The organism is Streptomyces sp. NPDC029466 (assembly GCF_055574515.1).
The window spans coordinates 33,627-54,312 of sequence record NZ_JBVHZH010000030.1; the positions used below are offsets into that span (position 1 = coordinate 33,627).

Annotated in this window: 13 protein-coding genes and 1 tRNA gene; 3 read left to right on the forward strand and 11 right to left on the reverse strand. The window is 73.7% G+C overall.

Going from position 1 to position 20,686, the window contains the following annotated elements; all coding sequences use genetic code 11:
• Positions 1-252: 252 nt before the first annotated feature.
• The gene (locus ACZ4XD_RS22590; protein WP_468044695.1) at positions 253-1,920 is read right to left on the reverse strand and encodes an MFS transporter; all 1,668 of its coding nucleotides are present in this window, start codon (positions 1,918-1,920) and stop codon (positions 253-255) included.
• 138 nt (positions 1,921-2,058) lie between these two features.
• Here ACZ4XD_RS22590 and ACZ4XD_RS22595 point away from each other — a divergent pair, with 138 nt between their 5' ends.
• Together ACZ4XD_RS22595 and ACZ4XD_RS22600 are read left to right on the forward strand one after the other, a co-directional pair.
• Positions 2,059-2,922 (forward strand): alpha/beta fold hydrolase, encoded by an 864-nt coding sequence (locus tag ACZ4XD_RS22595; protein WP_468044697.1) that lies wholly within the window; start codon positions 2,059-2,061, stop codon positions 2,920-2,922.
• 285 nt (positions 2,923-3,207) lie between these two features.
• Positions 3,208-3,282, forward strand: a tRNA-Cys gene (locus ACZ4XD_RS22600).
• A 143-nt stretch (positions 3,283-3,425) separates the two neighbouring features.
• Here the strand turns inward: ACZ4XD_RS22600 and ACZ4XD_RS22605 are convergent.
• From ACZ4XD_RS22605 to ACZ4XD_RS22645, 9 genes are all read right to left on the reverse strand, one after another.
• A complete protein-coding gene (locus tag ACZ4XD_RS22605) occupies positions 3,426-4,955 on the reverse strand; it encodes an ABC transporter substrate-binding protein (RefSeq protein ID WP_468044699.1) in 1,530 nt (509 codons plus the stop codon).
• A complete protein-coding gene (locus ACZ4XD_RS22610; protein WP_468044701.1) occupies positions 4,952-7,036 on the reverse strand; it encodes an ATP-binding protein in 2,085 nt (694 codons plus the stop codon). Before ACZ4XD_RS22610 ends, ACZ4XD_RS22605 begins: the two co-directional genes overlap by 4 nt.
• 769 nt (positions 7,037-7,805) lie before the next feature.
• Positions 7,806-10,145: a xanthine dehydrogenase family protein molybdopterin-binding subunit gene (locus ACZ4XD_RS22615; protein WP_468044703.1), complete on the reverse strand. Its 2,340-nt coding sequence runs from the start codon at positions 10,143-10,145 to the stop codon at positions 7,806-7,808.
• Positions 10,146-10,239: 94 nt separating this feature from the next.
• Positions 10,240-12,450: a (2Fe-2S)-binding protein gene (locus ACZ4XD_RS22620; RefSeq protein WP_468044705.1), complete on the reverse strand. Its 2,211-nt coding sequence runs from the start codon at positions 12,448-12,450 to the stop codon at positions 10,240-10,242.
• Between the two features lie 100 nt (positions 12,451-12,550).
• Positions 12,551-13,447, reverse strand: coding sequence for an FAD binding domain-containing protein (locus ACZ4XD_RS22625; RefSeq protein WP_085928300.1), 897 nt, complete (start codon positions 13,445-13,447; stop codon positions 12,551-12,553).
• A gap of 325 nt (positions 13,448-13,772) precedes the next feature.
• Positions 13,773-15,428, reverse strand: a complete 1,656-nt coding sequence (locus tag ACZ4XD_RS22630; RefSeq protein ID WP_468044708.1) for a beta-N-acetylhexosaminidase — start codon at positions 15,426-15,428, stop codon at positions 13,773-13,775.
• Between the two features lie 522 nt (positions 15,429-15,950).
• Positions 15,951-16,244, reverse strand: a complete 294-nt coding sequence (locus ACZ4XD_RS22635) for a DUF3039 domain-containing protein (RefSeq protein WP_078568732.1) — start codon at positions 16,242-16,244, stop codon at positions 15,951-15,953.
• Between the two features lie 203 nt (positions 16,245-16,447).
• A complete protein-coding gene (locus ACZ4XD_RS22640; protein WP_468044710.1) occupies positions 16,448-17,128 on the reverse strand; it encodes a hypothetical protein in 681 nt (226 codons plus the stop codon).
• 200 nt (positions 17,129-17,328) lie between these two features.
• Complete coding sequence (locus ACZ4XD_RS22645; RefSeq protein WP_042155249.1) at positions 17,329-18,000, reverse strand: YqgE/AlgH family protein; 672 nt, start codon at positions 17,998-18,000, stop codon at positions 17,329-17,331.
• 295 nt (positions 18,001-18,295) lie between these two features.
• On the opposite strand from ACZ4XD_RS22645, the gene murA reads away from it, so the two are divergent.
• The gene (murA, locus tag ACZ4XD_RS22650; RefSeq protein ID WP_468044712.1) at positions 18,296-19,642 is read left to right on the forward strand and encodes a UDP-N-acetylglucosamine 1-carboxyvinyltransferase; all 1,347 of its coding nucleotides are present in this window, start codon (positions 18,296-18,298) and stop codon (positions 19,640-19,642) included.
• A 145-nt stretch (positions 19,643-19,787) separates the two neighbouring features.
• On the opposite strand, the gene ACZ4XD_RS22655 is transcribed toward murA, so the two are convergent.
• Positions 19,788-20,456, reverse strand: coding sequence for a maleylpyruvate isomerase N-terminal domain-containing protein (locus ACZ4XD_RS22655; RefSeq protein WP_468044714.1), 669 nt, complete (start codon positions 20,454-20,456; stop codon positions 19,788-19,790).
• Positions 20,457-20,686 lie beyond the last annotated feature (230 nt).

Consider the following 20,686-nt stretch of genomic DNA (forward strand, 5'->3'; position numbering starts at 1 on the left):
TGTGCCGGACGTAAAGCGAAGCAGTCCGGCACACCCCACCCGCGCAGGCCCGTCACCGCACCCCGACAGCCCCGCGCAGCGGACCCGCCCGCCGCGTGGGGGTACCTCCCACGCCCTTCAGGCAGTGGGGGAGCAACGGCGGGACAGCCGAAAACGCGGGCCGAAGGCAAAGCGCAGCGCACGGCGGGGGCACCGCGTAGCGGGCAACAAACGGCGAGCAACAACCACGGCGGGAAAGCCGAAAACGTGGGGCTACTCAAGACGGCAAGCCACAACCGAACCCGCGAGCGCGACCGCCGCCATCATCGCGAACACGGCCACGAACGCCGAGGGGTGGCTCATGGCGGCAGGAGTGGCGAAGCCGATCTCGCCGCCGCCGAACGCGACGAACAACACACCGCCGAGGCCGACGAACGTCACATTGCCCAGCGCGTCCGACATCTGCAGGGACGCGGAGTTACTGCCGGCCTCCTCGGGGCGGGACAGTTTCAGGAGCAGGACGCCGGCGCTGGAGATGTTCAGGCCCATGCCGAAGCCGCCGAGCGTCCAGGCCGCCGCGACGATCCCGACCGGCACGCCGTCGAGCAACGCCAGTGGCACCAGCGCGATGGCCAGCGCCAGGAGCACCATGCCGAGGACCATCAGCCGTTCCCGGTGCGGTTCCAGACGCGGTCGGCTCTGCACGTACGAGCCGAGGGCCCAGGTCAGCCCGCCGCCGGTGAGCGAGAGCCCGGCGACGGTGGCGGACAGTCCCCGCTGGGTGACCAGCATCAGCGGGATGAAGCTCTCGGCGGCGACCAACGCCCCGGCGGCCAGCCCGCGCAGCAGCACCACGCTCGGCAGGCCGCGCGCCGCCCGGAACGTACCGCGGGGCAGCAGCCGTACGATGCCGGGCGCCAGCAGCGCCAGCCCGGCGGCCGCGGGCAACAGGGCGGGCCAGGCCGGGTGCTGGCCCGCGTATTGCAGCAGGCAGGCGCCCACCGCGACGGCCAGCGCGAGCAGACAGCGCCGGCTGCCCAGCACCTGCCGTACGCCGCCCGCCGGGGCCGGCCCGGTGCGCGGCAGGGTGCGCAGCGCGGGCAGCATCACCACGAGCGGCAGCAGTATCAGGGCGGGGATGGCGAGGAAGACCCAGCGCCAGCCGAGGTGTTCGGTGACGGTCCCGGCGACCAGCGGGCCGACGATCACCGGCACCACCCAGGCCGCCGAGAACGACGCCATGATCGACGGCCGCAGCCGCTCGGGATAGGCGCGCCCGACGACCACGTAGAGCGAGACCACCACCAGCCCACCGCCGATGCCCTGGACCCCGCGGCCCACGATGAACATCCCCATGCTCCGGGCGGCGCCCGCGATGAGCAGCCCCGTGCCGAACGCGGCGATCCCGCCGAACAGCGGCCCGAGCGGCCCGCGCCGGTCGCTCCACTCCCCCGCGAGCGCCATCGCGAACAGACTCGCCGTGAAGAACGCGGAGAAGCCGAAGGCGTACAGCCCGATGCCGTCCAGGGCGCGGGCGGCGACCGGCATCGCGGTGTTCACGGCGCTGGCCTCGAAGGCGACGAGCGAGACGACGGAGATGATGCCGAGGGTGAGCGCACGATGGGCCCGGCCGAGGATGCCGCCGTGCGGCCCGCCATCGGCGCCGTCGTCGGCGGCCCGGACGCCGTGGCCGGGGGTGGCGGTGATCTCCGCGCCAGGGGTGGCGGTGATGTCCGCGCCGGGGGGAGCGATGCGGTCCGCGCCGGGGGGAGCGATGCGCTCCGCGCCGGGTGCGGTGGGGGTCAGCGCCCCGGGGGCGGCGTCGGTGCCCCCGGCCGTGCCGATTCCGAGGCCGGTGTCTTCGTCGGTGCCGAGGTGGGGGCCGGCGCCGGTCCCCGTGCCGGCACCGGTGCCGAAGTCGTGCGGGCGGTCAGCGGTCATCGGGCCAGCGTAAGGGCCGTACCACGGTTGTGCCCCTGGCGGAGGACGGGGATCGGGTCGGTCGTCGGTCCTACGCCGCAGGCCCGCCGGACCGCCTCCGCCCCGCCTGTATCGCCACACGTCGGGCAGGCTCTCCGTATGCCGCACTTCCGTACGTACGACGATGCCGAGCTCCACTACCGCGTGCTCGGCCCGGCCCACTCCCCGCTGCCGCCCCTGGTGTGCCTGGCCGGCGGACCCGGGCGGGACGCCGCGTATCTGGGCGACCTCGGCGGCCTGGCCGCACACCGGCAGCTGATCCTGCCCGACGGCCGCGGCACCGGCGCCTCCCCGGCCGCCGCCGACCCGGCCCGCTACGCCTTCCCGCAGCTCGCCGAGGACCTGGAGGCGCTCCGGGCGCATCTGGGCCTGGAACGGTTCGCGCTGCTCGCGCACGACGCGGGGGCCGCGGTCGCGCAGGCGTACGCGGCGGGGTATCCGCAGCGGCTGACCCGCCTGGTGCTGGTCTGCCCCGGCTCCCGGTTGCAGGGCGAACTCCCCGACGACGCACGGGAGATCTTCGAGGCCCGCCGTCACGAGGAGTGGTGGCCGGAGGCCTCGGCGGCACTGGAGCAGCTGGCCGAGGCGACCGATCTGAGCGAGGTACGGGAGCTGCTGTTCGCCGCGGCACCACTCGCCTACGGCCGGTGGGACGAACCGCAGCAGGCTCATGCCGCCACGGAGGGCGAACAGTTGGGACCGGTGCCGCGGGCCGGCTTCTGGCAGGGCGTGGACGAGCAGCTGCGACTGACCCTGCTGACCGGGCTGCAAGAGGTGACCTGCCCGGTGCTGGTGGTGACCGGCGACCGGGACGGCGTGACCGGCATGCAAGCGGGCGAACTGGTGGCCGCCTCATTCCCCGACGCGCAGGTACACCCCCTGCACGGCGTGGGCCACTACCCCTGGGTGGACGAACCGGCAGTGTTCGGACCGCTGGTGGAGAACTTCCTGCACGCGACGTAGGGCCCGCCCGCCCCACCAAGCCCCCGCCTCCCAGCACCTTCAGAAACCCCACTTCGCCCCACGCTGTCCCCTGTCGCCCCCTGCCCTCCCATGGCGGCCCATGCCGCCCACGCCGTCCCATGCCGGCCCGCGCTGTCCCACGTCGGCCCGCGCTGCCGCGCGTGTGACCACACATTGCCGCGTGTTGCGCCCCGTTTCCCCACATTGCAGCCTCATGGCAGGTGGCCCCACACCCTTGCCGGTCCCCCCGCCCCGCGGCCTACAGTCAGGACAGCACCGCACCCCGGCCGTGTGCCCGAGTGGTTCAGGGGCTCGCCTGCAAAGCGAGTGACGCGGGTTCGAATCCCGCCACGGCCTCCACGCACCGGAGGGCCCCGTGCCCGTGCGAGGACCCCGTGCGAGGCCCCCGTGCGACGTCCGGGGGCGGCCCCAACCCCCGTGGGGACCGCCTCCGGACGCGCTCGGCGCCAGGGGCCCGCGGCACCGCTCCCTGTGCCTCGCCCCTACCGGCCGACGGACAGCCCGTCCACGAAGCGGTAGATGTCGCCGGCCTCGCCGGAGTCCGTCGGGCGGCGCAGTTCCACCAGCGCCAGTGGGCGCTCCACCGGCTCGCCGGTGTCCGGGTCGAAGGCTATGTAGCCGCTGATGCCACGGACCCTGGATCTGCCGTTGGTCTGCTCCAGCAGGGCCAGGACCATACGGGCGGTGACCTGGCGGGTGCCGTAGACGCCGACGGCGTTCCGGGCCGCCTTGCCGATGGTGTACGTGGCGTCATGGCCGAGCATCGCCTGACCGCTGGCGAGGTCGGTGGTGGGGCCGCCGACCTCTTCGCGATAGGCCCGTTCGAAGGCGCCGAACGGGCCGTGCCCGGCGCCGCCGTAGACCTCCTTGGATATCGCGGGGTGGGTGAAGGCGGTGTAGTAGACGGTCAGTTGGCTGGCCTTCCAGCGTGCGGCGAGGGTGGCGAGCTCGGCGCGGTGCCGGTCGCCCCCGGTGTCGAAGTAGACGCCCAGCGCACTGGAGCCGGAGAGCACCGTCGTACGGCAGTGCCGGCCGCCCTCGCCGGCTGCCTCGATGAACCGGCGCAGTTCCCGCCCCCGGCCGGCGAAATACACCACGTCCGGCGGCTTCGGGTCGCCGCAGACCTTGTCGGCGACCAGGGACAGCGCATTGCCCGCCGTCGCCTCCTCGGCCTCCCCGGAGCGGAACGGTATGACCTCGTCGTCCACGTCGAGGCCCGCGCGCCGCGCCGCCGCCGAGAAGTCCTCGTAGAGCGAGGTGTTGTAGTCGTCCTTCTCGTTGCCGTCCCGGATCACCTGGACGCGGTAGCCGGGGTGCTTGCGCTGCTGCTCCTTGAGGTAGCCGGCGGCGGCCGCGGTCTGGTCGCGGTTGGGGAAGGAGACCCGGTAGAACCCGGCCGTACGGGAACTCAGCCCGTCCGCCGCGACGGTCGCCCCGACCATCGGCAGCCCGGCGGCCCGCAGCTGCTTCACGGCGCTCATCGTCCGGTCGTTGCTCTGCCCGAAGCCCGCCACCGCGACCAGATGTTCCTTGTCCTTCATGGCGATGAGCTGATCGACGACCGGGCGCCAATGGCGGTCGCCGCGGCCGGTGTTGGCGAGCAGCAGCCGTATCTTGGGGAGGGTCGCGCGCTCGGCGTTCAGGGTGCGCTGGGCGAGGTAGGCGCCGCTGACGGCCTGCCGGGTGGCCTCCGGCCCGCGGTCCGCGGAACCGCCCGCCATGGCCTCCAGATAGGCGATGGTGACCGATCGTTCCCCGGACTTGGCGACTTTGGCGTTCTCGGCGCGGATCCTGTCGCTCAGCGCCTTCATGTTCCCGAAGGCGTACGCACCGTCCGTGACGCCCACACACTCGCCGTCGGCCATCTCGCGGACGCCCTCCCCGCACCGTCCGTTCGTCTCGGCGATCTGCACCACGCCGGCGACCACGACCGCCGCCGCCACCAGCACCGAGATGATCCACAACCCCCAGCGCCGCGGCGGCCGGGGCGGTTCGAAGACACGGGTGCTCACAGCCACGGCTCCTTTCCGTACTGCTTCGCCTTCCGCAGCAGTGCCGAGGTCCACGGCACGCTGTCGGCATGCACCGCGAGGGTGTGGAAGCGGGCCTGGATCTCGCCGTACAGCTCGGCCCCGGGGTCGCCGAGCGGATCGCGATACGGATCACCGACCCGGTCCGTACGGGGATCGTCCGGCGGCTCGGGGCCGATCCAGACCGCCGCGAGCAGCCGGGTGATGGTCCGCAGCCGCTGCTCGACGGCGCCCTCGCCGAGGTGTTGCACCAGCCGCTCGTAGCGCTCCCACAACGGCTGGTCGAGGGCCGGGCCGGTGTCGGCGAGCGGGGCGCGCCGCAGCCGGCACAGTTCGGCGCACCACTCCTCCGGCTCGACCCGGTCGAACGCGTCGTCCAGATAGGCGGCGGCCGCGGCGAGATCGCCGCCCGCCAGCGCGTGATAGGCGGCGGTGGCCTCCTCCCCCGCGGCGGCCGCCCGGTGCCGCAGCGCGGCATGCACCGCCCGCCGCCCCCGGGCACCGGCCGCCCCGTCACCGCCCCCGGCCATTCCACCTGCCGTGACATCGGGCTCGGGGACCGCGGCAAGCCGTCGCAACAACAGCAGGCGCAGCAGCGGGTGGGGGGTTTCCGTCCGGCCGTCGGACTCCTCGTCACCGCTGTCGAGATGCATGGTGCGCAGCACGTCCGTACAGAAGTCGTTGAACTCCTCCTGGACGCGGGCGCTCGACTCGTCCCACAGCACCCGGCCCGCCCGCGCCTGGGCCAGGTCGACGGCGGCCGCGCCCCGGGCCAGCGCCTGCCTCAGCTCGCCACTGGCATCGATCGGCAACAGCCGCTCCAGCAGGGCATCGACCAGCTCCGAGAAGGGCTGCAGGACCTGCCGCAGCCGCGCCTCCCAGCCGGCGTCCGCCGGGCACTCCAGCAGGGCCGCCAGCAGCTGTGCGGTGCCCGCCGGATGGCCACGGGTGATCTCATGCACCGCCCAGCCCAGCCACTGCACACCGTTGTCGGCGGCCGGCGCCGGCACCCGGCGGCCGGCCGACCGCAGCGCCTCCTTGGCCTGCTGCTCGACCTCGTGCCGGGCCAGATCGCGCAACCGGCCCACCACCAGCCCCTTCACGACCTGCTCCGGAACGAACCTCTCCTCCTGCGCGGGCCACCGGCCGGGCAGCGCACCGGGCCGCCGCGGCCCGCCGAACGCAAAGCCCTCCAGCGCCGCCGGATAGCTCCCCGCGGTGGCGAGCACCAGCAGCGGATCGGCCGCCCCGGCCTTCCGCCGGGCGTCCAGCAGCGCCTTGAGGAAGTCGTTGCCCAGCGGACTGTCGACGTTGTCCAGCAGCACCAGACACTGCGTCGTACGCCGCTTGTCGCCGCCACGTGAGCCGTACGCCCGCCGCAGATCGTCCAGGAAGGCGTCGAAGAGCACCGCCTCGGCCCGCTGCCGCTCGGCCGCCTCGCGGTCGCCGTAGCGCTGGTTGAGGTCGACCAGAAAGCCGTCGACGGAACCGCCGCCACGGCTGCGGCGCCGGATACGCGCCAGCTGCCAGCGCACCCGCAGCCGCACCCAGTGGCGCCGCCACTCCGGCAGCAGCGGCAGCGCGGCGGTGATCGCGGTCGGGGCACCCAGGACCGTCGCGGCGTACGTGGCGAGCTGGTTGATCACCTCCGAACGGTTGCCCGGCGGTCCGACCAGCGCCTCTTCCATCTGCCGTACGGCGGCGTCCCGGTCGGCCGCGTCCATCCGCGCCGCGACCGCGATCGTCAGCAGCCCGAACGCCGGGAAGCGCAGCCGGGCAAAGTCCCGCTTCTTCTCGTTGAGCTGGAAGACCAACGCGGCCAGCACATCGATCGGTTTACGGCCCTCCTGGCCCAGCGCCGCCAGATCGAGCCGGGCCACCGGTGCCCGCCGGGCCCAGTCCGCCAGGTGGCGCAGCACCGTGGTCTTACCGCTGCCACGCGGCCCCAGCAGCAACGTGGCGGGCAACTCGGGCCGGCCGCCCGGCCGTCGCACCAATAACTCCTGGACGTACTGCTCCACCGCCCGGTCCCGCCCGGACTCCCCCGCCCATTCCTGCGGCATCCCGCTCCCCCTCGGCCTCGCGAACCCCTGCGATCCCCGCGATCCCCACAACAGCCCGGCGCCCACTCCGGCCGCCCCAGCATCCTCCAATTCCCGCTCCCCGCAAGCACTTTGCCCCCACAAAGCCAGTTCCTTCCCCTCGCGCGTCGCCATCCCGCCCACCGGAAATCACTCTAAGTGACACCACTGACAACCCCCGTGACGGAGCGTGAAACCCCAGGTCATCGCTCAATCGCAGGGAAAGCACACACGAGGCATCCGCCGAGCCCCTGAACGGATACGCAGCCGCTCACCCACGCCGATCCGCGCCACGACCCGCGGGCCACAGGCACGTCGGCGCACGGACACCGCGCGTAGCCGCACCGGTGCATGGCCATCGGCCCCCGCCTCAGACGGCGCGGCCGTACGCAGAACGCCCTCGCAGCACCCGCACTCAGGCGCCCGCCACCCGCACGCGCCCCCCCACGCCCCGCCCGGGCCACGCCCTCACGCACGCCCCCAGCCCCCACCCACGCGCACGCCACCTGAAACCGACCCACATACACCCGCCCACCCCCCGAAGGGGGGTGGGCGGGGGGGAAAAACCAAACCAGCGGGTGGGCGGCGGGGAAAAACCCAAGGGGCGAGCACCGAAAGCCCAAGCCACCCCACCCCCGAAGCCACCCGCCCACCCACCAAGCGAACAAGCAGCCCACCAACGCCCACCCGGCAGCCGCACCCCCCGAAGGGGCGCGGCCCCAACAGCCCCCCGCCCCTCCCCGTCCCGCTCCTACTGCTGCGCCACCTGCGCCACCTGCGCCACCGCCGCCTGAGGGCGGATCGGGAGGCGGCCGATGGGGCGGCCGGTGGCGGCGCGGACCGCGGAGGCCACGGCGGCGGGTGCGGTGACGACCGGGACCGCGCTGGCGGGCTTGGCGCCGAAGGGGGCGATCACATCGCGCTCCTCGACCAGTTTGACGATGCGGATCTCGGGGGCGTCCAGGGCGGTCGGCAGCGCGTAGCCGGTCAGGTCGGGGTGGCGGACCTGACCGCGGGTGGTGCGCAGGTTCTCCATCAGGGCGGCGCCCATGCCCTGGGTGACCCCGGCCTCGATACGGGCCCGCAGCTGGCGGGGGTTGAGCACCCGGCCCACATCCTGGGCGACGGTCATCTCCACGACCCGGATGGTGCCGAGCTCGATGTCGACATCGGCGACGCAGCGGATCGCGCAGAACGCGAGACCGACGAACGCATCGCCCTGGCCGCTCTCGTCCAGCGGCTCGGTCGGATGCGGCCGGCACTGGGCGGTGGCCCACAGTTCCTTGCCGTCCAGGGCCTCGGCGACGGTGGTGCTGAGCACCCCGTCGTACGAGGTGATCTTGCCGTCGTTGATCTGCAGCAGCTCGGTGGACATCCCGAACTTGTGGGCCAGCGGCTGGAGCAGCTGGGTGCGCACCATCTTGGCGGCGCGCTCGACGGCGCCACCGGAGACCCAGGTGTGCCGCCCGTGGCAGGCCGGTCCGGCCGGCGGCTGGTCGGTGTCGACGCCCGCGACCTGCACGTCCTCGATGCCGAGCGTCTCCTGCACGATCTGCCGGGCCAGCGTGGAGAATCCGGAGCCGGTCTCGACGGCGGCGCAGATGACGGTGGCGGCCGAGCCGCTGACCTTGACGGTCGCGGTGGAGACCTCGTCGGTGCCCTCCGCGCCGAGCATGTGCACCATGCCCAGCCCGTAGCCGACGCCACGGCGTACCGCGCCCGGTTCACCGGCCCCTTCGGGCCCGCCCGGCAGCAGCCATTCCGCTTCGGGCGCGTCCTTGGGCAGCTCGGGGAGCGGCGCTTCCTTGACGGCGTGCAGGAGTTCGGCGACCGGGGCGGGGCAGGTCACGGTCTGTCCCGTGGGGAGCAGATCGCCGGTGGCCATGACGTTGCGCAGCCGGATCTCGTCGGGCTCCAGGCCCAGTCGGGCGGCCAGCTTGTCCATCTGGCCCTCGTAGGCGGCGCAGACCTGCATCGCGCCCTCGCCGCGCACATGGCCGGAGGGCGGGTTGTTGGTGCGTACCGCCCAGCCGTCGACGACGGCGTGCGGGACGACGTACGGGCCGCAGGAGAAGGACACCGCGGCGGCGAGTGCGTCGGCGGAGGTGTCGGCATAGGCGCCGGCGTCCATGAGGATCTGCGCCTCCACCTTGACCAGCTTGCCGTCGGCGTCCGCGTGGTGGCGGTAGCGCAGCAGCGTGGGGTGGCGGTGGGCGTGCGAGAGGAAGGACTCCTCGCGGGTCGCGGCGAGCTTGACGGGGCAGCCCGTACGCAGCGCCAGCAGGCCGAGCGAGAGCTGGATGCCGGGGTCCTCGCGGTCGGCGGTGGCGCCGGGGACGCCGGTCACCACGACCTTGACCTGCTCCGGTTCGAGGCCGAAGGAGGCGGCGGCCAGATCGCGGTCGGTGTGCGGGTCCGTGGAGGCGGTGTAGATCTCCACGCCGCCATCGGGGCGCGGCACCGCGAGCCCGGCCTCGGCCCCGATGGGCGCCGGGTCCTGCCGGCCGATCCGGTAGAGCCCCTCGACCATCACCTCGCCGACCGCCTCGGCGTCGCCGAAGCGGAGCGGGATGTGCCGGATGAGGTTGCCGTCCGGGTGCAGCGGCTCGGCCTCGAAGGCCAGTTGGGGGTCGGTGACCGCGTCCAGGACCTCGTATTCGACGGCGATGGCGGCGGCGGCCAGCCGTGCCGTGTCGGGGTGCTCGGCGGCCACCGCGGCGATCGGCTCACCGTGGTGGCGGACCTCGTCCTTGGCGAACACCGGGCGGTCGGCGGTGCCCCGCCCGTGCCCCGCGTCACCGGGGACGTCCTCGTGGGTGACGACGACGCGGACGCCCGGCATCTCCACCGCGTGCTTGGTGTCGATGGACAGGATCCGCGCGCGCGGGTGCGGCGAGCGCAGCACCGCGGCCCACAACAGCCCTTCGGCCCACAGGTCGGCGGCGTACGGGAAGGTGCCCTCCGTCTTCGCCGGCGCGTCGGCGGGCGGCAGCGAGACGCCCAGGCCGTGCGGCGGCGGCTCGACGGGGACCGGAACACCCGCCGCGGGGGTCGCGGTGACGGCGCCCGCGCCGTCGGACGTGCCACTCATGCCGAAACCTCGCTTCGCACGGCCCCGCACGCAGCGCGCCGCTCCCCGGTGCTCCCCCAGCCTCCGGCCGGGGGGATCCCCGTGCTGCGCTCGCTCATGCGGAGCCTCCCGTGTGCCGATCCTGGTCGTGCGGGGCGTGGCCCGTTTCGTCGGCGGGGCCCGCCTGGTGGGGAATACGGGCGGTGTCCGCGGGCGCCGCCCCGTCCGGTTCGTCCGCGGGCGGGTAGCCGGCCTCGGCGGCCTCCGCACGGGCCTTGACGACCTCGCCGACGGCGTCCAGCACACCCCGGTAGCCGGAGCAACGGCACAGGTTGCCGCACAGCGCCTTGCGGGTCTCCAGCTCGCTGGGGGCGTGGTTGCCCTCCAGGAGGTCGTGGACGGTCATCGCCATCCCCGGTACGCAGAAGCCGCACTGCACCGCCCCGGACGCGGCGAGCGCGCGCTGCACGTCGGAGGGCACACCGTTCTCCGCGAGCCCCTCGACGGTACGGACCTCGCTGCCCGCCGTGGTGGCCGCGGGCACCAGGCAGGACGCCACCAGGCGGCCGTCCACCTGGACGGAACAGGCCCCGCACTCGCCCTGGGAGCAGCCGTCCTTGGCGCCGGCCAGGCCGAGCCGCTCGCGCAGCACGTAGAGCAGCGACTCACCGATCCAGGCGTCCGTGACCGGCCGGTCGATGCCGTTCACGCGCAGGACGTAGGAGGAGGCGGGGTGTTCGTCGTGGTCGTCGAAGCCGGGATCGGCCGCGAGGTCGGAGGTCTGCGCGGCGGCGGCGAGCCCCTCGACGAGGCCGGCATGGTCCTCGCCGCCCGCGTCGGTCCCCGTGGGTGCCCCGGTCTCTGTGGGCTCCTCGGTAGCGGAAGGGATCGGGCCGGCATGGTGCCCGGCGGCGGCATCGGGGGAACCGGCGGCGTCAGCGGCGGTGCCGTGGGGCTCCGCATGCTCGCCGGTGGCGTCCGCCGGGCCGGCGGTGCCGGTGTGGTCCGCGGGCTCGCCGGGCTCGGGGTGCGCAGCGCGCTCCGCGGTCTCCGTCGGAGCGTTGGCCGGACCGTCGGCCTCCTGGACGGCGGGCGAGGCGGGCCGCCCGGCCGCGTCGGCGCGCGTGAACTCGCCGGAGTGCTCCCCCGGTTCGCCCTCGGCCACCGGAATCGTCCAGCCGCTTCCGCCGGTCGCGTCCGCCGCCCCGTCGGGACGGTCCGCGGCCTCCTGCGGGTGCGGCGCCATGTCGTGCGACGGCTGCGCCGGCTCCGCGGGCGGCGGCCACTGGGCGAGCGCGTCGGCGGGCAGCGACCAGTGTCCGGTCGCGTCGCCGGCCGCGGCGTTCCGGCCGCCGGCGCCCGTGGCATACGGGTCGCCGTCCGACGGGCCGCCGTCTCCGGGCAGTTCGCCGCCCGGCTCGCCGCCGTGGTGCGGGAGACCGCCCTCGTGCGCGTACGGGGCGCCCGCGGGGCCGCCGAAGGGGTCGTGCGCCGCGCCGCCGTGCGCGGCGTCCTGCGCCTCCCCCGGGTGCGTCTCCGGCGCGCTCGTGGCGCTCAGCCCGGCGGTGAAGTTCCAGTGCCCGGTCGGTGCGGACTCGCCGGGGTCCGCCGCGTGCCCGGCCTCGCCGTACGCACCGGCGCCCGGGTATCCGCCACCGTGGTAGCCGTCGGCGGCACCGTGCCCCGTCACACCCGGATGCCCCGGATGCCCTGGATGGCCCGGATGACCGGGGAGGCCCGGGTGACCGCCGGTAAGTCCCGTATGGCCCGTCAGACCGTCCTCACCGACCAGGTACTCGCCGGATTCCTCCAGGCCGTCGTCCGCCGCAGCGGGGACCGACCAGGAGCCACCGGCTCCCGCCTCCGGGCTGCCCGCCACGGGCCAGTCCACGGCGTCGCCGCCCCACGGCTGGGCCGCCTCGGGCGCGCCGCCCTGATAGCCCGCAGCGGGGTCGTGATGGGGTGCGTGCCCCGTGTGGGCCGGGTATCCCGCGGCCGGGTCCGCGTAACCGGCCGAGGGGTCAGCGAAGGGCATCGTCCACTGGGCGGTGGACGCGGGGTCGGTGGCCGGGTCCTCGACCGGCGGGGTGGCGGGGTGCGAGCCGAAGGAGGACGGCGGGGTGTAGCCATGGCCGGGTGCGGCCAGCGGCTCGGGGCCCGGGGTGTTGTACCGGGGCGACCCACCGCCGTAGACCCCGGTGGTGAAGCCCTCCGGGAGCTGCACGAAGGCCGTCGCCTCCGACTCGTACTCGCCGCCCTGGGGCAGCGGCTGCCAGCCCTGGTCAGGGTGCGGCTGGTACGGATGGCGGTTGTCTGCGTCGCTCATGCCGAGCCCTCACTTCGCCCGGCCTCGCATTCGCGAGGCGCGCACCTTTCGCTGACGATCCACCGGTCTCCGACCGGGGCGGCCCCCGCACTGCGCTCGCTCATGAGAGCGCCCTCCCGAGTGCGCGGCGGGCCAAGGCTGCCACCGTACGGCGAAGGTGCAGGGCAGCGGGCGGCAGGGTGGCCGGTTCCGAACCGTCCTCGGGTGGTGCCGGGTCCGGGATGCAGGCGGCGGCGACATAGTCGCCGAAGGCCGTCAGCGCCTCGGGCACCAGGCCGCGTTCGCCGTCCCAGTCGATGAGCGAGGCCACCCACTGCTCGGCCTCCAGGGGCCGCAGCGGCATGGCGGCGACCGCGCCCACCGCACAGCGCACCCCGCGCCGGGCCGGGTCCAGGACGAGCGCCACCGAGGCGGTGGCGCGGCCGGGGCCGGTACGGCCGGTCGCCTTGAGGAAGGCCTGCGGGGCGTGCAGCAGCGGCACCCGTACAAAGCCGACGAGTTCGCCGGGGCTCAGCATCTCCCGGCCGGCCAGCAGGTGGCTGACCGGGATCTCGCGGCGGCCGCCCCCGGGGCCGGCGATGATCACCGTGGCTTCCAGGGCGGCGAGCACCGGAAGGGTGTCGCCCGTGGGGGCGGAGGTCACGATATTGCCGCCGAGGGTGCCGGCGTTGCGGACCTGCGGCGGGCCGGCCGCGCGGGCGGCGGCGGCCAGTCCGGGGATCAGGGCGGCGAAGTCGGGGCGTCCCATACGGGCGAGGGTGAGGCCGGCGCCGAGCAGCGCATGGCCGTCCAGGTACTGCCAGCCCCGGATCTCGCTGATCCGGCCGAGGCCCACCAGGGCTGCGGGTCTGAGGAGTCCGGCGTTGACCGCCGCCATGAGATCGGTGCCGCCCGCGACGGGCACGGCGGCGGGCATGGCGGTGAGCGCCGCCACCGCCTCGTCGAGCGAGTCCGGCAACGTCACCGTGTGCGACGCGTGCGGTGCGTGCGTGGTCAAGCCAGCTGCCCCTTCCCCGGTGTCCCGGCAGTTCCGCTCCGCCGTACGGTACGTGCTCACAGACCGGACGTGGCAACTCTGGCACATCTTCCCGGGCCCCCGGCGCGAGGGTCCACGAAGGGACGATCCGTCCCCGAACAGGCCGCTGGTCCGGTTTCGTCCGCCGCCGGCGGTGCGGAACTGCGCTGCGGTGCGTCGGCGGAGGCGTCCGGCGGGGCGCACACCGTCGTTGCGGCGGTGGTGCGGTACGGCGGCGCGGGGGAACCTCCGTACCGCACCACCGTCCCAGGGTCCGGCCGCACGAGCGCCTTCCTTGCCTCCGGGCTCACACGTTTGGGGGCGCCCCGTCGATCGGGCGTCCGAGCACGCCGGGGCGTTTCTGCCATGGGAGGGGGCCGCCGGGCGGCCGGTAGCCGACGCCGAGGGCGTCGAGGCGGGTGTAGTGGGCGGCCATCCGCCGGGTGAAGTCCTGGTAGTCGCGCGCGGCCGGGGCGGGCAGCCGGGACCAGGCGACCTCGGCGAAGGCGGCCAGCCGGGGAAAGACCTGGTAGTCGAGGCGCTGCTGACTGTCCATGGCCTCGGTCCAGACATTGGCCTGGGTGCCCAGGATGTGCGCGGCCTGCTCGGCCGTGAGCTGCGGTGGTACCGGCTCGAAGCGGTAGACGTCCTCCAGGGTCCGTACGAAACCGATCGGCACCGGCTCGTCCGGTGAGGCGTGCTGACGGTGATCCAGATACACCTGCTGCTCGGGACACATGACGACGTCATGGCCGGATTTCGCGGCTGCGATACCGCCCGCGTAGCCGCGCCAGGAGGAGACCGCGGCGCCCGGGGCCAGTCCGCCCTCCAGGATTTCGTCCCAGCCGATCAGCCGCCGGCCGCGGTCGGTGAGCCAGCGGTCGAAGTGCCGGATGAACCAGCTCTGCAGTTCGTCCTCGTCGGCCAGTGACAGTGCGGCGATCCGCGCCTGGGCGGTGGCGGACGCCCGCCACTGGTCCTTGGGGCACTCGTCGCCGCCGATGTGCACGAACGGCGAGGGGAAGAGGCCGAGGACCTCGTCCAGGACGTGCTCGTAGAACCGCAGGGTGGTGTCAGTGGGGGCCAGTACGTTGGGGTTGACGCCCCACGTGTCCCAGACCTTCAGGGAGGTGGTGTCGATGACGTCGGTGTTGCCGAGTTCGGGGTACGCGGCGATGGCGGCCTGTGAGTGTCCGGGGATGTCGATCTCGGGGACGACGGTGATATGCCGCTGGGCGGCGTAGGCGACGATCTCGCGGAGGTCGTCCTGGGTGTAGTAGCCGCCGTGCGGGCGCTCGTCCCACAACGGGGAGGCCCGGTGCCCGAGTTTGGTGCGCTCCCGCCAGGCACCGACCTCGGTCAGCTTCGGGTAGCGCCTGATCTCGATCCGCCAGCCCTGGTCGTCGGTGAGGTGGAGGTGCAGGACATTGAGCTTGTGGGCGGCGAGCAGGTCGAGCACGCGCAGCACCCCGTCCTTGGGCAGGAAGTGCCGGGCGACGTCCAGCAGCATGCCGCGCCAGGCGAAGCGGGGACCGTCCTCGATGGTCTGTTCCGGCAGGACGGCCGCGCACCCCGGTGCGAGCGGCGCCCGGCGGAAGGCATGCGGCCCGAGGAGCTGCCGTAGCGTCTGGGCGCCCCAGAAGACGCCGGCCGGGCCGCCGCCGGTGATCCGTACGCCCCAACGGGCGTCGGCCGCCAGCCGGTAGCCCTCCGGGGGCAGGGCCGGGTCGACGGCGAGGGCGAGCGTGTCCGGCGCGTGGCCGGAGCCGGGCGGCAGCGGGAGACCGAAGGCCGCGCCGAGGGTCTCACGCAGCCAGCGCGCGGTGCCCTCGGTGCCGGGACCGGCCGCCAACGCGGTGTCCGCGCCCAGCCGGACGGTGCCGCGGCCGGGCCCGTCGATGCTCAGCGGCGCCGGGACCAGGCCGCCGCCCGGCGCCGTGGGGGTGGTGTACGTATCCGGCATACCGTCCGTCCTTCACCGTGCCGGCCGGCCCGGGAGCGTTCCGGCCTGTAGGAGTACGCAGAAGACCAGCAACGCGTATGCAGAAGACCTGCCCGCGTACGCACAGGACTGCCCGCGTACGCAGAAGACTGCCCGCGGACGCAGAGAGCAAAGAGCAGGCAGCAAGGAGCAGGAAGCAGCGCGCCGGGAACGGGCAACAGGAACGCGGACCGGGCAATTCCGGCGCGCCCACGGGCGGTTGTGCGCCCGGGTGCCGGGACGTCGCGCGTTCACCCGACCCGTGAGGCGGCCGCGGCCCGTGCCCCCGTTTCACCCGGAAGCGCGGCCGGATACGCGAGCGGGCCCGGTCCGTGAGGGACCGGGCCCGTACCCGAGGCGGGGCGCCACGACCGCAGGACGAGGACCGTGTCCTGCGGCTCTGCTGTGCCCACGGCAGGAGCTGAGCGCGTGCGGCCGGGCGCGCGGCCGTGCTCATGCGCTGACGGACGGGCAGGACCGGCCCGGGGGCACGGTCCGCCGCGGCTACTTCTTGCCGCCGTCCTTGCCGCCCTTGTCCTTGTCGCCACCGGCGCCCATGGACTCGAAGATCTCCTTGCACATGGGGCAGACCGGGTACTTCTTCGGGTCGCGGCCCGGGACCCAGACCTTGCCGCACAGCGCGACGACGGGGGTACCGTCGAGCGCGCTCGCCATGATCTTGTCTTTCTGGACGTAATGGGCGAAGCGCTCGTGGTCGCCGTCGCCGTGCGACACCTGCGGTGTCGGCTCTACGAGGGTCCCCGTACCTGCCCCGCGCTCGGGCTCAACAGTGCTCATAACAGCCAAGGGTACTCACGCGCGCGACAACCCGGGAGCGTCGGCCCACCGCCAGGTGGAGCGCCGGACCCGCGGCCGCCACCCCGGCCGCCACCCCGGGCAGCGCGTACGCCGCCGGCCCGCCCCGAGCGCCGGACCCGCCCCGAGCACCGTCCCGCCGAGCCCCGCACCGGCCGCGCTGCCCGGAGGGAGGGCCGGGGTGGCTAAAAAGCCACCGCCATCCCGCCCCGGTCCCCCGCCGTCAGCCCCAGCTCCGTCGCGAACGCCAGCGCGGCGTCCGGCCGGACCTCGTACCAGGTGTCCTGACCGCAGACCGTGTCGAGCAGGGTGGCGATGTCCTGGGCGCGGACCGTGCGGGCCTCGGCGGCGGCGAGGAAGGCGCGCACCGCTCCCACCGCGTCGACCTCGGTCTCCGTACGGGCCACGAGGTCCTCGGCGATCTCCCGGACCGCGTCGTCACCGGGCGCGACCCAGCTCATGGCCGTCTCCAGGCCGTCGTCCGGCAGCTTCTCGGGGTACGGCGCGCGGGCCCAGGCGCCGTCCTGCCACCAGTAGACGAAGCCGAAGAGATTGCCGTCGGCGTCCTCCCGCAGCTCCTCCCAGGGCAGCCACGCGGGGCCGCCGTCCAGAAAGTCGATCTGCCGGCCTCCGCTGTGCGTGTGACTGCCGTCGGAGTCCTGGCCGCACAGCAGGGCCCGGCCGCCCTCGAACATCTTCAGCCGCCACCAGTAGCTTCCGCCGACGTTCCAGCACTGCAATCCCTGGTCGCTCCAGGAGAATTCGTCCCCGTCGTCCACGGCGGCCGCCACTACCGCCAGCGTCGCGGCGCGCGCCCACAGGCGCTCCGGGTGGTCCAGATCCTCGGGCACGCTCGGCCTGTGCATGGCCTCTCCCCGTGTGTCCAGCGCGGCCCCGCCGACGCGGCCGCGCACCGTCCCCTGTCATCCCGCACCATAGCGACGGGCGCTGACAATTCCCCATGACGAAGCCGTCACAATAATCAAGTCGTCAACAAAATCGGGTTCCTGAGGCACCGGCCGCGCGGCACCCCGGGCGGGCAGGTTCGGCCCCGCCCCGGCAGGGATCAGTTCAGCGACGGATCGTCCGGGTAGGTGGCCACCATGGCCAGCTCATTGCGTTGGCGCCGCAGGACCGCGCGCCACAGCTGCTCCGGGTCGGGCGAGGAGACATCACCGGGCTCGGACTCGACCACGTACCAGGCGCCCTCGACCAGTTCGTCCTCCAACTGGCCCGGCCCCCAGCCCGCGTACCCGGCGAAGATCCGCAGACTGCCGAGCACCGCCGCGAGAAGTTCCGGAGGGGCCTCCAGATCGACCAGGCCGATCGCACCGTGCACCCTGCGCCAGCCCAGCGGCTCGTCACCCGACTGGACGCCCGCCCGGTCCGCTGCCGGTACACCGGCGACCTCCACGCCGTCGTCATGGGGGCGGGCGCCACTGTCCACCGACGGGATACCGCCCTCACCGGACAGCCCGCCCGGCACCACGGCCACCCCGAGCGCCGAGTCCAGCGACACCGGTCCGCCCTGGAAGACCACTCCTGGCTCACCGGCCAGTGCGGCCCAGGGCGCGAGGATGTCCGCCACCCCGACCGGAGTGGGGCGGTTCAGGACCACGCCGAGGGAGCCCTCCTCGTCGTGGTCGAGGAGCAGCACCACCGCGCGGTCGAAGTTCGGATCGGCGAGCGCGGGCGTCGCGACGAGTAGCCGCCCTGTGAGCGAGGACACCTCGGTCATGGCCACATGATCCCGCACTTCTGCCCGGAGCGGGGAGTCAACGCCGGGACCCGCGTGAGGGCAGGGCAGGGCGTACGGCGGCAGCACCGGCGCACACCGTCCGCGCCGGACACTCATTGCGGACACTCCCCGGCAATTCCCCCAAAGGGCGATTACAGAGCAAAGACTGATCGTAGCGGAGCGTGTTGTGACAAAGCCATTACATGTGCAAAGCGTGCACGGGCCTACGGACTCACCCTCCGGCGCCCTTACCATTTCAGCTTGGCCCCTGCCCGTCTCCAGGAACGCGAGATCCATGACCGTCTCTACTGACGACGTACTGCTTGTCCACGGCGGCACCCCGCTCGAGGGCGAGATCCGGGTTCGCGGCGCGAAGAACCTTGTGCCCAAGGCCATGGTCGCCGCCCTCCTCGGGAGCGGCCCCAGCCGACTGCGCAACGTGCCCGATATCCGCGACGTACGCGTGGTGCGCGGGCTGCTCCAGCTGCACGGCGTGACGGTGCGCCCGGGTGACGAGCCGGGCGAGCTGGTCCTCGACCCGTCGCACGTGGAGAGCGCCAACGTCGCGGACATCGATGCGCATGCGGGCTCCTCCCGGATCCCGATCCTGTTCTGCGGCCCGCTGCTGCACCGCCTCGGCCACGCCTTCATCCCCGGCCTGGGCGGCTGCGACATCGGCGGCCGGCCCGTGGACTTCCACTTCGACGTGCTGCGCCAGTTCGGCGCGACGATCGAGAAGCGCGCCGACGGCCAGTACCTGGAGGCGCCGCACCGGCTGCGCGGCACCAAGATCCGGCTGCCGTACCCGTCGGTCGGCTCGACCGAACAGGTGCTGCTGACCGCCGTCCTGGCCGAGGGCGTCACCGAGCTGTCGAACGCCGCCGTGGAACCAGAGATCGAGGACCTCATCTGCGTCTTGCAGAAGATGGGCGCGATCATCTCCATGGACACCGACCGGACGATCCGGATCACCGGTGTCGACAAACTCGACGGCTACACCCACCGCGCCCTCCCGGACCGCCTGGAGGCGGCCTCCTGGGCGTCCGCGGCGCTGGCCACCGAGGGCAACATCTATGTCCGCGGCGCACAGCAGCGGTCGATGATGACCTTCCTCAACACCTTCCGCAAGGTCGGCGGCGCCTTCGAGATCGAGGACGAGGGCATCCGCTTCTGGCACCCGGGCGGTCTGCTCAACGCCATCGCCCTGGAGACCGACGTCCACCCCGGCTTCCAGACCGACTGGCAGCAGCCGCTGGTCGTCGCGCTGACCCAGGCGTCGGGCCTGTCGATCGTGCACGAGACGGTCTACGAGTCCCGGCTCGGCTTCACCTCCGCGCTCAACCAGATGGGCGCGCACATCCAGCTCTACCGCGAGTGCCTAGGCGGTTCCGCCTGCCGCTTCGGCCAGCGCAACTTCCTGCACTCCGCGGTCGTCTCCGGGCCCACCAAGCTTCAGGGCTCCGACCTGGTCATCCCCGACCTGCGCGGCGGCTTCTCGTATCTGATCGCGGCGCTGGCGGCCCAGGGCACCTCCCGGGTGCACGGCATCGACCTGATCAACCGCGGCTACGAGAACTTCATGGAGAAGCTCGTCGAACTCGGCGCCGATGTAGAGCTGCCGAACGGCGCGCTGCCCAACTGAGCCGCGCCGAGAGGGCGGTACCCGGACGGGTGCCGCCCTCTGGCTTTGCCTGGCTGCGCCCGGCGCTCCCGGCCGGGCGCCGTCCGGCAGTTGCCCTGCGCCCGGCGGTCACCCGCCCGTAGGGCAGGTTCCGACACCGTGCCCTTCACTCGGGCGAGCACCCGAGGTACAGCGGGAGTTTCCCGTTCAGCGCGCCCAGTTCGGCCCGCTCCGCCTCGGTCGGGGTACGCCGTCCGGTGCCGACCAGCAGCGCGTCCGTGTCGGAGAACGACGCGGGGAACGCGGCCCCGGCGAGCTTCTCCAGCATCGCGCGGGACCGGGCCAGCCCCTCCGCGGGCGGTTCCGCCGCATCCGGCAGACGCGCGATCAGGTCGAGGTGGTGCAGCGTCCACTCCAGGACGTAAGCGGAGAGGTAGTCCCCCGTGGTGAGGACCTCGCCACGGGTGCCGATCCGGCGGTCCGGGTCGGCGAGTTCGGCGGCACGCGCGGCCGCGGAGCCGAGGTCGTCGAGGTGGAACTTGAGCAGCCACGGCTCCTGGTACGCGGCGGCCAGCCGGACGGTCAGCGCGTCGAGCGGGTCGTCACCGGTCGGCGGCGTGGCGGCGACATCCCAGTAGGTCACCGCGTCGCGGGTCGGTTCCGTTTCGGCCGGGGTCACCAGGGTGATCAGGACATCCTGGGCGTCGATGACCAGATGGCACACCAGATCCCGCACGAGCCAGCCGGTACAGCCGGACGGCCGCGCGAAGTCCGCGTCCCCGAGTGCGGCGACCGCCGCCCGCAACGCCGTCCAGGAGCGTGAGAAGAGATCCACCTCGGCAAGGTAGAGCGGCGCGGCGAGGGCGACAAGCGCATTTGGGCGCTCCGACCCGGGGGCAGGTCGGCCGCCCGACCGCGCACCCGACCGTGCCGCATCGCGTACCCGCCCCCGTACGGCCGTGGCAGCCCGCCTGACGGACGTACACCCCGAGGCTTCCCGATCACCCCACCCAACTCCTCCGGGGCGGGCACAGGCCACCTCGCGGGCACCGGCTGCCCCATACG

What these genes read in the sequence shown, in the direction of transcription:
- ACZ4XD_RS22645 (WP_042155249.1), bottom strand. Translation starts at nt 18,000, where the DNA reads ATGACCGAGGTGTCCTCGCTCACAGGGCGGCTACTCGTCGCGACGCCC.
- ACZ4XD_RS22620 (WP_468044705.1), bottom strand. Translation starts at nt 12,450, where the DNA reads ATGAGCGACGCAGACAACCGCCATCCGTACCAGCCGCACCCTGACCAG.
- ACZ4XD_RS22630 (WP_468044708.1), bottom strand. Translation starts at nt 15,428, where the DNA reads ATGCCGGATACGTACACCACCCCCACGGCGCCGGGCGGCGGCCTGGTC.
- ACZ4XD_RS22610 (WP_468044701.1), bottom strand. Translation starts at nt 7,036, where the DNA reads ATGCCGCAGGAATGGGCGGGGGAGTCCGGGCGGGACCGGGCGGTGGAG.
- murA (WP_468044712.1), top strand. Translation starts at nt 18,296, where the DNA reads ATGACCGTCTCTACTGACGACGTACTGCTTGTCCACGGCGGCACCCCG.
- ACZ4XD_RS22635 (WP_078568732.1), bottom strand. Translation starts at nt 16,244, where the DNA reads ATGAGCACTGTTGAGCCCGAGCGCGGGGCAGGTACGGGGACCCTCGTA.
- ACZ4XD_RS22615 (WP_468044703.1), bottom strand. Translation starts at nt 10,145, where the DNA reads ATGAGTGGCACGTCCGACGGCGCGGGCGCCGTCACCGCGACCCCCGCG.
- ACZ4XD_RS22640 (WP_468044710.1), bottom strand. Translation starts at nt 17,128, where the DNA reads ATGCACAGGCCGAGCGTGCCCGAGGATCTGGACCACCCGGAGCGCCTG.
- ACZ4XD_RS22590 (WP_468044695.1), bottom strand. Translation starts at nt 1,920, where the DNA reads ATGACCGCTGACCGCCCGCACGACTTCGGCACCGGTGCCGGCACGGGG.
- ACZ4XD_RS22595 (WP_468044697.1), top strand. Translation starts at nt 2,059, where the DNA reads ATGCCGCACTTCCGTACGTACGACGATGCCGAGCTCCACTACCGCGTG.